Annotated in this window: 14 protein-coding genes and 1 riboswitch; of the genes, 7 read left to right on the plus strand and 7 right to left on the minus strand. The window is 62.7% G+C overall.

Annotated features, from left to right (window positions below; all coding sequences use genetic code 11):
• The coding region (locus KGJ62_15640; GenBank protein MDE2128014.1) for a hypothetical protein at positions 1-295 on the plus strand (295 nt) is incomplete at its 5' end.
• 70 nt (positions 296-365) lie between these two features.
• On the opposite strand, the gene KGJ62_15645 is transcribed toward KGJ62_15640, so the two are convergent.
• The 7 genes from KGJ62_15645 to mnmA form a co-directional block, all read right to left on the minus strand.
• Entirely contained in the window at positions 366-599 is a 234-nt protein-coding gene (locus KGJ62_15645; protein ID MDE2128015.1) for a (2Fe-2S)-binding protein, read from the minus strand.
• Between the two features lie 15 nt (positions 600-614).
• Entirely contained in the window at positions 615-1,391 is a 777-nt protein-coding gene (locus KGJ62_15650) for a DUF1559 domain-containing protein (protein MDE2128016.1), read from the minus strand.
• Between the two features lie 201 nt (positions 1,392-1,592).
• Positions 1,593-1,749: riboswitch (cobalamin riboswitch) on the minus strand.
• A 142-nt stretch (positions 1,750-1,891) separates the two neighbouring features.
• Positions 1,892-3,238, minus strand: coding sequence for an AI-2E family transporter (locus KGJ62_15655; GenBank protein MDE2128017.1), 1,347 nt, complete (start codon positions 3,236-3,238; stop codon positions 1,892-1,894).
• Positions 3,201-3,539 carry a YtxH domain-containing protein gene (locus tag KGJ62_15660; protein MDE2128018.1) on the minus strand — a complete coding sequence of 113 codons (339 nt, stop codon included), beginning with the start codon at positions 3,537-3,539 and terminating at the stop codon, positions 3,201-3,203. The genes KGJ62_15655 and KGJ62_15660 overlap by 38 nt, the downstream gene beginning before the upstream one ends.
• A 36-nt stretch (positions 3,540-3,575) precedes the next feature.
• Complete coding sequence (locus tag KGJ62_15665; GenBank protein ID MDE2128019.1) at positions 3,576-4,052, minus strand: hypothetical protein; 477 nt, start codon at positions 4,050-4,052, stop codon at positions 3,576-3,578.
• A gap of 6 nt (positions 4,053-4,058) precedes the next feature.
• Entirely contained in the window at positions 4,059-4,475 is a 417-nt protein-coding gene (locus tag KGJ62_15670) for a cytidine deaminase (GenBank protein ID MDE2128020.1), read from the minus strand.
• Positions 4,462-5,640, minus strand: a complete 1,179-nt coding sequence (mnmA, locus tag KGJ62_15675) for a tRNA 2-thiouridine(34) synthase MnmA (protein MDE2128021.1) — start codon at positions 5,638-5,640, stop codon at positions 4,462-4,464. The genes KGJ62_15670 and mnmA overlap by 14 nt, the downstream gene beginning before the upstream one ends.
• Before the next feature lie 189 nt (positions 5,641-5,829).
• On the opposite strand from mnmA, the gene groES reads away from it, so the two are divergent.
• From groES to KGJ62_15705, 6 genes are all read left to right on the plus strand, one after another.
• Positions 5,830-6,120, plus strand: coding sequence for a co-chaperone GroES (gene groES / locus KGJ62_15680; protein MDE2128022.1), 291 nt, complete (start codon positions 5,830-5,832; stop codon positions 6,118-6,120).
• A gap of 3 nt (positions 6,121-6,123) precedes the next feature.
• Entirely contained in the window at positions 6,124-7,746 is a 1,623-nt protein-coding gene (groL, locus tag KGJ62_15685; GenBank protein ID MDE2128023.1) for a chaperonin GroEL, read from the plus strand.
• A 161-nt stretch (positions 7,747-7,907) separates the two neighbouring features.
• On the plus strand, positions 7,908-9,560 hold the full coding sequence (locus KGJ62_15690; protein MDE2128024.1) for a hypothetical protein: 1,653 nt from the start codon (positions 7,908-7,910) through the stop codon (positions 9,558-9,560).
• A gap of 118 nt (positions 9,561-9,678) precedes the next feature.
• Complete coding sequence (locus KGJ62_15695) at positions 9,679-11,061, plus strand: glycine--tRNA ligase (protein MDE2128025.1); 1,383 nt, start codon at positions 9,679-9,681, stop codon at positions 11,059-11,061.
• Between the two features lie 6 nt (positions 11,062-11,067).
• Positions 11,068-13,137, plus strand: a complete 2,070-nt coding sequence (locus tag KGJ62_15700; GenBank protein MDE2128026.1) for a thioredoxin domain-containing protein — start codon at positions 11,068-11,070, stop codon at positions 13,135-13,137.
• 257 nt (positions 13,138-13,394) lie between these two features.
• A partial coding sequence (locus tag KGJ62_15705) for a sigma-70 family RNA polymerase sigma factor (GenBank protein MDE2128027.1) occupies positions 13,395-15,090 on the plus strand: 1,696 nt, incomplete at its 3' end.

Raw genomic sequence — 15,090 nt, forward strand, 5'->3', positions numbered from 1 at the left:
CGAAGGCGACGGCGATGCTTCCGCGCTCCTTTCCGCGCTCGCGAATGAGCTGGAGGCCGGTGTGAGTGTCGGGCCGGCGGCGCGAAAGCGGCCGCTGAAGTTCGATCTGGTCGTGCTCAACACGCGGGAGGCGCTGGAGGAACGATCCGACCCCTGGATGCGCACGAAGGCATCCGTCAACGACCGGCTGGAGTTCTACCTCGATCTGAACCCGTCGGACGGAACCGGAGCCATCCATATCAAGGACGAGGAGTACGGCGACGGCCTGTTGAAGGCGTTTGCCCTAGCTTTATAGGCGTGGCGTTTGGCGGCTGCGTTGCAGGCGGCGCCACTCCTGCATCCGCCTGGGAATCCGTGCGGCCAGGTCAGCCATCAGTGGGCATGACTGCAAAGGCGGTCTCACCGGTCTGGAGCATACGCGCCAGGTAGGGGCGACACAGACCGCAGCCGCCACCGCACCCAACCGCGGCGGTAATCTCCGATACCTCCCGCCAGCCGCGCGCCAGCGCCAGGGCATGTAGGGCGGCAAAGGTGTGCGGGTAGCAGAGGCACTGCCGTACCGGCAGTGCCGCGCACGAAGGATCGTCCTGCTCGGTCACGTCTCACTGCCCCGGCTATTCATTGGGAGTGGTGCGGTCAAACATCGCATCGGTTACGGCAGTCTGGCGCAGCGCCTTTACATGCCCATCGGCCCAGACAATATTGGCGAAACCGTTCTCGAGCACGGTCTGTGCAGCCACATTGATCGTCTTGCTCTGGTCGATATGCCGGAAGTCCATCGTCGGCGTACCGTACCACTGGGACGGCGGATCGATGCCGGGCGTCTCCTGCATCGTGCCATCGCCGCCGTACCACGGCGCATTGTAGTAGCCCGAGTCGGAGAAGAGTATCTTGCCACTGGTATCGGCCAGTGACGCCTGGCTGGCGGGATCGTGCGGCCAGTAGTTGCCGGCAGCGTCGTAGCATGAACTGTTGTTTTCATAGCAGTCGGACCCGATGAAACCCCAGTTGTAGCCATATCCGTTTCCGTCGCCCAGCCGCGTTACGCCGGTCCAACTGGGACATCGCTGAATCTCGCCGCTCTTCATGTACGGAAACAGCAGCCCGCGCGTCTTGTCCCAGCCGCTTGTTGTGCGCAGCCCGAACCAGTACTGGTAGCAGACATAGCCTTGACAGTCATCATACTGGTAGAGTGGGAAGATTTCGTCGTAATCTTCCGAGTACATCAACGTCGCCAGCCCAAGCTGGCGGAGGTTCGACATACAGCTTGCCTGACGCGCCTTCTCTCGGGCGGTAGCAAAAACGGGAAACAGAATCGCTGCCAGTATAGCAATAATAGCTATAACGACTAACAGCTCGATCAGGGTAAATGCACGGTGTCTGCGGACCATGGTTTCAGGTTACTTTCTCCGATTTAGAGTGGCCGGGCCAATTGTCGACCGGTGGTTCCTGAGCGCCGCGGTGAACGACCCGCGGCAAACAAAAACCACCCGGGCCCTTTCGGAGGCTGGGTGGTCTGAAGTGGTGGGCCGGTGTGGAGAGCCACTCTCCGCCGTACCCGTAAACCTCATCACGCCCCTTTCTCGCGAGGGGAACCGATGATCAATGGCAGGCGGGCATTCGGGCTTGCACGAGCGAGTTGCATTCTGGTCGACCGTGCTTACCGCAGCGGGACTGCGCCGGAATCTCACCGGACTTCCCCCGTTTTACCGCGCATTTCGGCGCGGCCCTGCGATCTCTGCGCACTATGAAGTTGTGCAGTTAGTATAAGACCTTATTATGGACTCTGTCAATCCCTCAATGAATGCAGGCGATAGCGCACAACGACCGAGGCGTCCAATCCATCTTGATGTCTTTGGCGCTTTCCAGGTCAACGGTGCTTGTCGGGCGGCTAAGCCGGCGCATGCTCAACCTCAGCCACCGCTTCCGCGTCGTCGGGTTCGGGCGGTAGTTCGGCGCCCGACGAGCGAAGCAGATCCGCCGGCGGCTGCCGCGTGAGGCGCGGAAAGAAGTAGGTCAGGATCAACTGCACCGAAGCAGCTACCGGCACAGCGAGCAGCATGCCCACAAGGCCGAACAGCGTTGCGCCCGCGCCCAATGCAAAGATCGCCACAACGGGATGCAGACCGACCGACCCTCCGACAACGCGCGGGTAGATCAGTTGGTCGAAGAAGTTCTGCGCCAGAATGGCGCACACGGCCACAGCAATGGAATAGCCTGCGGAGTGCGGTGCCACGTGGAAAACAAAGAGCGCGGTGTGACGATCCATTAGATAGCAGACGGTGGCCACAGAAACAGATGTAACCAGTTGCCCCAGGTAGGGCACCGCATAGAAGGCGCCGGCCAGCAGCCCGAGAAACAGGGAGTACCGGACGCCGAGCAGCGAAAACAAGACAAATGCCGTGACAGCGTACATGGAGCAGATTTTGGCCAGGCCGCGAAGGTAGGCCGTAAACACATCGACCACCTCGCGACTCATGGTGTCGATCTGGAGATGGTATTGGTCGGGGAAAACTGAGATGATTCGCGCGCGAAGCAGCGGATAGTCGCGCATAAAGAAGAATGTAGCAATCGGAATGATCACGATCCAGAAGAACTTGGACGCAATGCCTTCGAGGATGCCCTGAACGGCCACCAATCCCGTTGCGGCCACGGCGGCCAGCAAACCCGACTTTTGCTGTACCAGGTCCGACACATTCCGCTGGTGGATACCCACGGCTCGCAGCATGTGGGCGTGGGCATGCATGAACGCGTTTGCTGCATTCTGGAGCGTAGTGGCATACGTGCCGAAGTTGCTGATCAGGTCGGTGGTTTGGGCGGCCGCCAGGGGCAGAACGAAGATGCCAAACAGCCCCACGATGCAGAGTCCGGAGAGGTAGATGACCGCGATTGCCCGGCCACGCGAGTGGCCGACGTTCTGCAAGTACCGGATGGTAGGTTCCAACAGTGCTGCAAGGGCAAAGGCGATGATAAATGGCGGCAGAATCGCCTGTACTTTCCACAGGAACAGGCATGCCACCGCGGCGGCCGCAAAAAGGAGGAAGAAGCGCCGCAGATCGGCACGCATCAACCCGAACGGGTAGTTGACCACCGGTCCGGTCGGCTCAACCGGCGCGGCGTCGCGCCGCCCTGGCGCCGCCGACTTCAGCGGCGCCAGGGCCTCGCTGTGCGGTGCAGTCCGCGACTTGTCGGTGGCGCGTTCAGGCGCCAGCTTCGTCTCCGTCAGCGCCCATCTCACCCAGCTTCTGGCCGACGGTGGCGCGCGTCTTCTCTACAACGCTTGAGACCCGCTGGCTGATGTTTTTGCTCAGGTCGCCGAACCGATCGGTGATGTCGCCCAGTGACTTACCGATGTCGTTCCGCAACTCCTCACCGGACCGCGGCGCCAGAAGCAGACCGGCGACCGCACCGACCAGCACACCGATACCGATACCGGCGAGAACACTCACCAGGACTCCACGGCCATCGTCTTCGTTCAACATTTCGCCCTTGCCTCCACGAACTGGATTCGCCCGCTTGATTTCCTGCCTGATACTCATACGGCGCCAACGCCGGCGCGTTTCGCCCGGGCAGCGTTACCGGGAAATTCTACGCCGCCGTCTTGCCGGCGGTTCCTGTGGCGCCGGGCGCCTGCCGCGTAACAAACGCTGAACCGCTGCCTTCGCAAGCCCGGCAGCCGCATTCATCGCGATCCTGGCTCCAGCTGCAACCGCCAGCTTCGCCACGACCGCGCCGCGGCTGTCCGACTCTCCCGCGCCGATCAGGTTGCGCAAACCCGCCGTCGTCTCGGCGGCTGCCCGCGTCGTGACTTCAAGGCTCGTTAACGCTGCCCGTGCTTTCACCAGCATGGGCTTGATCTCTTCACGCGTCAGTTCGTCGAGATCCTTGAGCAGCGCCGCTGCCTGCTGGAGCGTGGCATCCAGCTTCTTGCGCGTCGGACCGAACTCAACAACCGTCCGTTGAACGCCATTCAGCACGACCCATAACTTGCCGATGGCCAGGATACTTACCACCAGCAGCAGGATCACCAGAATGTGCGTAATCAGCTCCATAAGCGATCAGATGCCTTCAACGGCCGCAGCTGCCGGCCGGCGGAATGCGCCGGGCAGCAGGCCCGCTACCGGCAAGCGCTCGTTGTTATCTTGTATGAGAACGGCATCCGGCGTCATAAGTTCCACCATCACCTGACGGCAAGCGCCGCAGGGCGAGCGCAGCCCGGTCGGTTGATCCGGTGGACCGGCAACCGCGAGGAGCGAAATCTTGATGGCGCCGGCGGTGATGGCGTTCGCAAGAGCCACCCGTTCGGCGCATAACGTAAGGCCAAAGCTGGCATTCTCCACATTGGCTCCCACGAAAACGCCAAGCTCGGTGGCCGCCGCGGCGCCAACGGCGAAACCGGAATATGGGCAGTAGGCGCGGAGGGCGGCGGCGCTTGCCTGCCGCAGCAGGTTCGCTTCGTGCTCAGCCAGTTCCATCGGCTGCCCCCTCACAATCCTGACGCTGTGAGCAGATCGTTCCACCGCACAGCACTCTCGAGCCACCATCGGCCTCGACGGCTCCGTAACATACCGCGGCCTGGCCGGGCGTAATCGCCCGCTGTTTGGCGTTGAACCGCACATGAAACCGGTCGGCACGATCTCCCGGCGCAATTGTGGCGGAGGCTCTTGCGCCGTTGTATCGCACCTGAACCCGCGCTTCCAGTGGCGAGTCAAGGCACGGGATAGCCGACCAGATGGCTGACCGCGCGGTCAGGGCGTCGCCGTACAACTCTTCCTCCGTGCCTACGACCACGCGATTCTCCGCTGCATCCAGCTCAAGCACAAACAGCGCGCCATGCGAGCCACCCGGCAGCCGTCGACGCTGACCGATGGTATACAGCGCCACGCCAAGGTGCGGCCCCAGGTCCTCACCATCTCGCGTCTGAATGCGGCCGGGTCTCAGGGCATTGGATGCCGAGTTCCGCAGAAAGTCACTGTAGCCGGTTCGTGGCGCGAAGCATATATCCTGTGAATCGGGCTTGTCCGCCAGCGCCAGTCCCAGTCGAGCAGCGGACCTGCGAGTCTCCGCTTTGCTTTCCATATCGCCAAGCGGCATCAGCGTGTGCGAAAGCTGCTCCTGCGTCAACGTGTACAGCGCGTACGACTGGTCCTTGGCGGCATCACGGGCGGTCAGCAGTTCGTACCGGCCGGTAGCCGAACTCCGGCGGATTCGGGCATAGTGGCCCGTCGCCAGATACTCAGCCCCAAGGTCTCGCGAGTGGCGCATCAGTTCGGTGAACTTTACGGTCCGGTTGCACTCCACGCACGGGTTCGGTGTGCGGCCTGCGGAGTAGTCGTCCACGAAGGCCTTGATCACCGTATCTGCGAACACCTCGCGGAAATTGAGGACGTAGTGCGGTATCCCGATGCGGGCGGCGGCCCGGCGGGCATCTTCAACGGCGCCGAGCGAGCAGCATCCGCCGTGCTTGCCCTGCTCGGAGTGCTCTTGCCAAATCTGCAGCGTGATGCCGATGACGTCGAAGCCTTGCTCCTTGAGCAGTGCCGCAGCGACGGCGCTATCCACGCCTCCGCTCATGGCCGCGACCACAACCGGCCTTGCGGCGGAGCGCTTTGTGCGTGGCGGAGGGTTTGGCGAAGTCATGGATATCGGTCTGTTCCGGGGCTTGAATCGGCCAGTGATAATAGTGTATGATGGTTGGGAATTTGGCGCTCTCGGCCCGAGAGTGCCAACGAAATCGCACAGGCATCCGGCGCCGGATGCCATCGAAATCCGAAGCCGGAGTTAAATGATACCAGCAGTAGGGAACGCCCCCGAGGCGAAGGAGACAAAATGGCAAAGCTGAAGCCTCTCAACGATCGCATCGTTGTAAAGACTGTGGATGCGGAGGAGAAGACGGCCGGCGGCATTATTCTGCCGGACAGCGCACAAGAGAAGCCGACCGAGGCTGAAGTTATCGCCGTGGGTCCGGGCAAGACCCTGGATAGCGGCAAGGTGGTGCCGGTGGATGTAAAGGTGGGTGACCGGATCATCTACGCCAAGTACGGCGGCACCGAGATCAAGCTGGGCAAGGACGAATACGTGATTCTGCGCCAGGACGACGTGCTGGCAGTGAAGGAGTAGAGCATGGCATCCAAGCTGCTTCTGTTTGATGAAGAGGCGCGTCGCGCGATGGAGCGCGGCGTGGATCAGTTGGCGAATGCGGTGAAGGTTACACTTGGGCCGCGCGGCCGTAACGTGGTGCTTGAGAAAAAGTTTGGCAGCCCCAGCATCATCAACGATGGTGTGACGATCGCCAAAGAGATTGAAGTCGAGAATCCCTTTGAGAATATGGGCGCGCAACTCGTCCGCGAAGTCGCCAGCAAAACCAATGACGTGGCCGGTGACGGCACGACCACGGCCACGGTTCTTGCCCAGGCTATCGTGAAAGAGGGTCTGAAGGCCGTGGCGGCCGGCGCCAAGCCGATGCTGGTAAAGAAGGGCATCGACGCCGCGGTGGACGCGATAGTGGCCGATATCGCCAAGAGCTCCAAGAGGGTTCAGGGTAAGGAAGCCATCAGCCAGGTCGCGACGGTCTCGGCAAACGACGCCGCGGTCGGCAAGATGCTTGCTGAAGCGATGGAGAAGGTGACCGCCGACGGGGTCATCACCATTGAAGAAAGCAAGGGCACAACCACCCAGCTTGAGGTTGTGGACGGCATGCAGTTTGACAAGGGCTACATCTCACCGTACTTCGTCACCGACGCGGAGCGGATGGAGGTTGTGCTGGACAACCCCTACATCCTGCTCTACGAGAAGAAGATCAGCGCCGTGGCCGACATTATCCCAACCATGGAGAAGGTTGCTCGCAGTGGCCGCCCGATTCTGCTGATCGCGGAGGATGTGGATGGCGAAGCGTTGGCAACCCTGGTGGTCAACAAGATCCGCGGAAACATAACCAGCTGCGCCGTTAAGGCGCCCGGTTTCGGTGACCGGCGCAAGGCGATGATGGGTGACATTGCCGTGCTGACCGGCGGCCAGTTCGTAACCGAAGACCTCGGAATGAAGCTGGAGAACGTGGAGCTGGATGCCCTTGGCGGCGCCAAGCGTGTTGTGCTGACCAAGGACGACACCACCATCGTTGGCGGCAGCGGCAAGTCCGCCGCGATCAAGGGCCGGATCGCTGAGATCAAGCGCTCGATCGACGAAACCGAGAGCGACTACGATCGCGAGAAGCTGCAGGAGCGTCTTGCCAAGCTGTCCGGCGGCGTGGCCGTGATCCAGGTTGGCGCCAGCACCGAGACGGAGCTGAAGGAGAAGAAGTCACGCATCGACGATGCGATGCATGCCACACGGGCAGCCGTCGAAGAAGGCATTGTGCCTGGAGGCGGTATCGCGCTGCTCAATGCCGCGCTCGTGCTGGAGAAGCTCAATCTGCCAGGCGATCAACAGATCGGCGTCAACATCGTGAAGCGCGCGGTGGAAGAGCCGCTCCGTCAGATCGCGGAGAATGCCGGTCTCGAGGGCAGCGTGGTTGTGGACGCTGTCAAGGGCCACAAGAAAGGGCATGGCCTCAACGCTCAGACCGGAGTGTACGAGGACCTTGTGGCGGCCGGCGTGGTTGACCCAGCCAAAGTTGTCCGCACGGCGCTGCAGAATGCCGGATCGATCGCGGGCATGATCCTCACGACCGAGTGCCTGATCACCGAGAAGAAGGAAGAGACGCCACCGCCTCCCCCAGGTGGCGGCGGCGGTCACGGAATGTACTGACGCCCTCGCGTCAGGGCCGATGACGGGCGGGCCGGCAACATGCCGGCCCGCCCGTTTCCATTTAAACCAGGCAGTACAAGAGTGCGTTCGCGCGGTGAAACCGTGTGTTTCGTGGTTAAATCTAGGTGGCTCCGTCCATTGGCCGGACCTGGAACCGCCTCTTGCCGACCCACCAATCCCCACCAGCCCTCCGCTACCTGCTTCCACTGATCGCCGGCTTTGCGGTGGTTGGCAGCGCTCCGGCGGCCCGCGCACAAACGCCGCAGGCTGCCGCGCCACCAGGTAGTGCGCCGGCGATACGTATCCTCAAGTTCAAGAGTCTGCACTACGACGGCGCCACCGGGGCGATTGCGTCGAGCGGCGATGTGACGGTGCATTACCGCCCGCAAGGTTCTGAAGAACCGGTGACGCTCACCACGCATTCGCTGAACTATACGGCGGGGCGCGGCGTCGCGTCCGCGCCCGGTCCTGTTACCCTTACGCGGGTTGACGGCGCATTCAGCGGTACCGGGCTGCAATATGACTTTGTTAGCGGCGCGGGCCTGTTATCGCACGCGCGCCTGGATGCTCCCGGCCTGCATGTAACCGGCGCGCGCATCCAGCGGTTCGAAGATGGCTCCATCGACGTGATCAACGGCACGCTCACCACATGCGATCGCACGAACCCCGACTACCATCTCCGGGCAAACCGGCTGCACATGACGCCGCAGCGCATCGTCTCTGCCGACCACATCACGCTCTTCGCAGGTCGAACGGCGCTGATAACGCTGCCCTACTTGCGGCGCAACCTGAACATTGAGTCAAACGCGCCCACGCCGCTGCCGGGCTACGACGGGCAGGATGGCGTTACGCTGCGGATTGCCGATGCGCCGATCCAGACACGACGATTTGGCCTCGACTACGATCTGCGCTTTGGTGTGATTCACCCTCCATCGGGATACGTTGCCGCGCAGACCGGTTTATCCGGCCAGGCTACACCTGCTCCACGCGGATTCTTGCCCGACATGGCCGACCCGCTGCGGGGCTTCCTGGAGCAGCTGACACCGCCCACCTACCTTGAATATGCCGCCAGCCGACTTCCCGGACCGCTGGCGCCGGCTACCACAGCCGCACTCATCCTCGAGAATGGGCTCTATGTTATCAACCGGCGGCGCACCGACCTGCGGGTTGCACGGCTTCCTGAGATCGCCATTCAAGCATCCAACTTACTAGGTCACGGCGCTCCCGAGAGCACGAACGGCAGTCAGGTTCAGGGCGCATCCGATCTGGTGAACGCGCGCGCGCCGGGCGCGCCCTTTCTGCTGAATCTGGACGCGGACCTGAGCAGCATCAACGAGACTCCCACCAACGCGCACGGCACGCGCCTGGATGTGCGCATCAGCGCGGCTTCGCAGCCGCTGATGTTGGGACGGCGCATCAGCGCCAGGGCCGGGATCAGCAACTGGGCAAATGCCTACTCCGACGGGAATCTGTACGACCTGGTGTCGCCGGAGGTGGAGCTGAACTTCCTTCCGACATCCACGTCTCTGCTGGATGTTGGCTACCGGTACCTCTCCGACGCCGGCCGGACGCCGTTTGCGTTTGATCGGCGCGATCTGCGTCATGAACTTCGGCTGCAGTACCAGGTTGGCGGCCCGTGGGCATTCGGGATCGTTTCCAAGATGGACATGGAGCGGACCCGTTTCTACGACGGCGAATTGACGGTTGTGCGCAACTTTGACTGCATGCAGGTTGGTGTGGCCTATCGGGTTCGCACGCGGTCTGTCTCGATCATCTTCTCCTTGCTGCCGGGGGCGCTGGTTCACCGGAAGTAGCAGCGATCTTCCGGTCTGCGTGCAGGCGGTGGGAGTTGCTGCGCGCGCTTTTTTAGCCGCCTCCGCGCCATAATCTCGTGCACACCACACCCGGTAGGCACAGAAAGCCACCCTCCACATGCCAGCTACGTCACTCGAATCGATCGTCTCACTCTGCAAGCGTCGCGGCTTCATCTTCGCAGGCAGCGACATCTACGGCGGCTTGCAGGGCACCTTCGACTACGGTCCGCTCGGCGTTGAACTCAAGAACAACCTGAAGCGACTCTGGTGGCGCCACAACGTGTACGAGCGCGATGACATCGAGGGCATTGATACCGCCATCCTGATGAACCACCTCGTGTGGCTCTACTCCGGCCATGAAGAGACCTTTGTGGATCCCCTTGTCGACTGCAAAAAGTGCAAGGGCCGCTTTCGGGCGGATAAGCTGGGAGAATCGGTCTGCCTGCTGGAACCCGGCAAGCGACCGGGTGAGTGCGGTGGTGAGCTGACCGAATCGCGCGCGTTCAACATGATGTTCAAGACTCAGGTGGGCCCGGTTGCAGATAGCGAGTCGTTCGCCTATCTCCGTCCAGAAACCGCCCAGGGCATGTTCGTCAACTTCAACAACGTAGTTCAATCCACGAATCGTAAACTGCCCTTCGGCATCGCTCAAATCGGCAAATCGTTCCGCAACGAGATAACGCCGCGTAACTTTCTGTTTCGTCTCCGCGAACTGGAGCAGATGGAGATTGAGTACTTCGTGCGGCCGGATGAGGCCGTAGCGGCGCATGACGCCTGGGTGCACGATCACCTCGACTTCTGGATCAGCGACATTGGCCTTAATGCAGACGACCTTCGCCTCTATGAAGTGCCTGAGAAGGATCGCGCGCACTACTCAATGCGAACGGTAGATATCTTCTTCCGGTATCCGATCGGCTGGGAGGAGCTGGAAGGCATCGCCAATCGCGGTGACTTCGACCTCGGCTCGCACTCGCGCGATTCCGATAAACTTGAACTGCAGTCAACCGTAAAGCCCAACGCGCACAGCACCGAACGACTCACATGGTTCGATCAGGCTGCCGGCAAGCATATCGTGCCGTTTGTTGTTGAGCCGGCGGCTGGCGTCGATCGCGGATTTCTCGCCATCATGTGCAGCGCATATACCGAGGAGGAGCTGCCGGGTGGCGAAACCCGCGTTGTGCTCAAACTGAAGCCCGCGCTGGCGCCCGTGAAGGTTGCAGTCCTGCCGCTTAAGAAGAACGCCGCTCCGATTGTCGAGATGGCAAAGGGAATAAAGCGAGACATTCAGACGGCCGGTGAGATGCGGGCTGTGTATGACGACTCAGCAGGGATCGGCCGGCTGTACCGGCGTCAGGATGAGATCGGCACGCCCTACTGCGTTACCGTCGACTTCCAGTCGCTGGAAGACACCACTGTGACGGTTCGCGACCGCGACACGATGGAGCAGACTCGCGTTGCCTCGGCCGACCTTGCTGACTGGCTCCGCCAGGCGTTGCGGTGACGGCTCGTGGGAAACCCGGCTGGAAATCGGCTGTCGAGCGAAACCAGCCCATACCTGCTGCAGCACGCCAGCAATCCGGTGGATTGGTACCCATGGGGTGACGCCGCTTTTGAGCGCGCGCGCAGCGAAAACCGACCTATTCTCCTCTCCGTTGGGTATTCGGCGTGCCACTGGTGCCACGTCATGGAGCGTGAGAGTTTTGAGGACGCCAACATTGCGGCGCTGATGAACCGGCTCTTTGTGTGCATCAAGGTGGATCGCGAAGAGCGCCCCGACGTTGACTCGCTCTATATGGCAGCCGTGCAGGCCATGACCGGGCAGGGCGGCTGGCCCATGACGGTGTTTCTCACGCCGGATGGCGCGCCGTTCTTCGGCGGGACGTACTACCCACCGGAGGACCGCTATGGCCATCCCGGTTTTATCCGCATTCTCAACGCCGTGGCGGAAGCATGGGAGTCACGCCGTGATCAGGTAACGGAACAGGCGGAAGCGCTTGGCTCCGCGCTGAGCGAGCTGGTTGCGCCGCTGCCGGACGGCGAAGCCGACATGCCGGGACCTGGCGCCCTGGATGATGCGATCGCGGCCCTCACGCCTCTTTACGATGAGACGTACGGCGGCTTCGGAACCGCGCCGAAGTTTCCGCAGGCGCCCACGCTGGACCTGTTGGTGCGGATGGCGCCGCGCAGCGAACGGTCGGCCTCAATGCTGGCACAGACACTCGAAGCAATGGCCAGCGGCGGCATATACGACCATGTCGGTGGTGGGTTTCATCGTTACAGCACCGATCGACAGTGGCTGGTTCCTCATTTTGAGAAGATGCTATACGACAATGCGCAGCTGGCTCTGGTCTATGCCCGCGCCGGCATTGCTCTGAACCGGGACGACTTTCTCGCGGTGGCCGAGGAGACGTTGGACTACCTTCTTCGCGAGATGTGCTCGCCGGAGGGCGCGTTCTACTCCGCGCAGGATGCGGACAGCGACGGCATCGAGGGGCAATTCACGGTTTGGAGTCTGGACCAGGCGGCGGCCGCCCTGAGTGCTGAGGAACTGCAGGCCACATGCGCCGCCTACACGCTTACCAGCCAGGGCAACTGGGAGGGAAAGAACATCCTCACGGCACGCACGCCGGACGCGCGCGCCACATCGCAGGAGCTTCTCGGCAAGCTGCGCCTCGCCCGCGCCGGCCGTGTTCCGCCGGCGACCGATGACAAGGCATTGGCGTCTTGGAACGGCCTGGCGCTCGCAGCATTTGCCGAGTGCGCCTGCCTCTGCCGGCGTGAGGACTACCTCACGGCCGCTCTCCGAACGGGCCACTTCCTCGTCGAAAAGATGGCATGGCGGGACGATACCGGTGGCCTGAGGCTCCGGCACACCTGGCGGGGCGGTATAGCAAAGGTGAACGGCTTTCTGGAGGACTACGCCTGTGTGGCGCGCGGCTTTCTCGCGCTCTACGAGGCCACGGGCCAATCGCCGTGGCTGGCGCTGGCAGACGAGCTCGGCGCTACGACGCTGGCGCGATTTGCCGATCCGGCCGGCAATCTGCTTTACGATACCAGCGACGACGCGCCCGCCCTGCTCCACCGGCCGGCCACTCGCGACGACAACGCTGTGCCGTCCGGATCCGCTGTAGCGATTGAGGTGCTGCTGCGGCTGGCGGCGATCCATGATGACGATAGGTTGATGTCGGCAGCGCGCCGTTTACTGGCGCCGCACTTCGCCAGCGGTAGCCAACACGCCTACGGGCAGGGTCGGCTCCTCTGCGCGCTGGATGACGCGATGGGCGAAATGACCACCGTGGTGCTCTGTGGGGCCGAGAACGACACCTCCGCGAGCGCTCTGAGACAGGTCGCCTGCCGATTTGCCCCGCAGCCCCGCGTTCTGGTAAGCGCCTTACACGGTGAACCGGCCCTGCCCGGCATCGCGCTTCTGGATGGCCGCGGTCCGCTGGACGGCCGCGCGGCAGCATACGTCTGCATCGGGCGGGTTTGCCGGCTTCCCGTTTCGGATCCCGAAGAGCTGCGGAAACAACTGGTCCGGCTGTCTGGTCGAGCCGGTTTGCGCACCTACGACCACTGACCTCTCCGCCGTAGAGAGGCTGCGCTTCCTGGTTCGGGCACAGCCGGCTTCTGCGACTGTTGGACCAGCCGACCAGGCTGCCGCGTGTCGGCGGCTTTGATGCTCGCGACCTTGAGCCTCGCTGTTCGTGGCATCGCAGCAATTATCGACCTCGCACGGATATTTTTGGCTGGCAGCAGTCTTGTTAGTTGATGAATGCAGGTTGGCGCGCTCTGCACGCGGATCAGCCTGGCCAGCGCGATCGGAGAAACACCCCCATGACGAGCGACCGTGAAAGCGCTCAGCCAGCCCCTCCAAACGAGCCCGAGACGAACGATGCCGTTATCGACTCCACACTCCTGCGCCGCATGGCGGACGGAAGCACCGCAGCTTTTGAGACGCTGCGGAACCGGCATCGCGAGCGACTTTACTGGCTTTGCCTCCGCGAGATGCGTGGCAACCGTGAAGACGCGGAGGACGGCCTCTGCGCCGCATTCGATAACGCGGCGCGAAACCTCGGCAACTATGTCGAACGCGACCCGAACGTCGCAGCGCTGCTGACCACTTTTGCAAAGAACGCCTGCCGCAATCTCCTGCGCGCGCGCAGCCGCGACACATCGCTCGCTCGAGAAGTGACCGAACAGATTGCTCGCGGCGCGCCACAAGCGGACTTGAATTGCGCGACTTGCACCGACGAGGAGAGAGCCGAACTGCGGCGCTGTATCGAGGAGCTTAACCCGACGCTGAGAGAGCCGATGACGATGAAAGTCTACGGCGCAATGGATGTTCGTGAGATCGCAACGAAGCTGGGCATCACTGCGCACACGGTTTCTCAGCGCATCCACCGGGCGAAGTGCGAACTCGCCAAGCGCCTGACCGACGCGAACACGCCCCAGATCATCGCAGCTCAGATGGCGGAGGCCCGCCTGATCGCGCTCACACTTCCTTCAGGCCGCTCCGTTGCGCGCCGCGTGCAGCTTGGGGCGCACATCCCGCTCCGCCCCGCGCATGTAGAGACTCTGCGCCGATATGTGGCCCAGCACCCGCGTGGGTGGGTTAAACGGATGGAACTCGCGAATCAGCTGCTGGTTGCCGGAGATCTCGGTTCGGCGCTGATGGAGTTTACGAAGGTAGCAGCCGACCGGCCGCACGAGCTGGAGGTCTGGCTCCGCATCGGTGAGATCCTTCGGGTGCAGGAGCGTTGGGCGGACGCGCGGCGGGGTTACGAAGCGGCGCTCGAGCACGCTACCGCCGGCGCCGGCCAGCACCACATTCACGGCTGGATCGCTCTCTGCTGCGGCTCGGTGGAGGGCGCATTGGCGGCGTTTCGCCGGGCGGCCAGGCTGGATCCGGGAAACGCGGCTCATTGGCACGCGATTGGGTTCACCGCTAGCGATGCACAGCGATCCGACGAAGGCGCAGCTGCGTTTGACCGCGCCCTGGCCCTCAATCCGGATGACGTGATTGCCCTTACCGGCAGCCACGACGCCCTGCAGCACCTCGGCCGGGACGCGGAAATCGTTCCCCGGCTGGAACGCGCGCTGAGTTTGGCGCCGAATGACGTGATGACGCTGAAACTGCTGGCCGTTCACCGAACCAGCATGAGCCTGGTGTTTGGCGCGGAAGGCGAACGAACCCGGGCGATGATCCGAAGGGCGACCCGGCTGGCACCGGATACGTCCGAGGCGTGGGAACCGCTGCAGCACTTCTACGACGCTCGCGGTGACCGCGAATCTGCCGAAGCAGTGTGGCGCAACTTTCTCGCGCGCCGTCCGGGCGATGCCCGGGCGTGGCGACTGCTTGCCGGCCAGCTCATGGGCAGTGAGTCTAAGGCGAGCGCCGTCACGGCGATCCGGCGGGCGGCCGAACTGGCGCCGGATGACCCGCTGGCACAGAGGGCGCTGTGCGAAATGCTGGCGAGAACGGGTGAAACCGCGGAGGCCCGCGCGGCCGTGGAGCGGCTGCTGAAGACGT

It is taken from the genome of Armatimonadota bacterium (assembly GCA_028871815.1).
Lineage (GTDB): Bacteria > Armatimonadota > Chthonomonadetes > Chthonomonadales > Chthonomonadaceae > REEB205.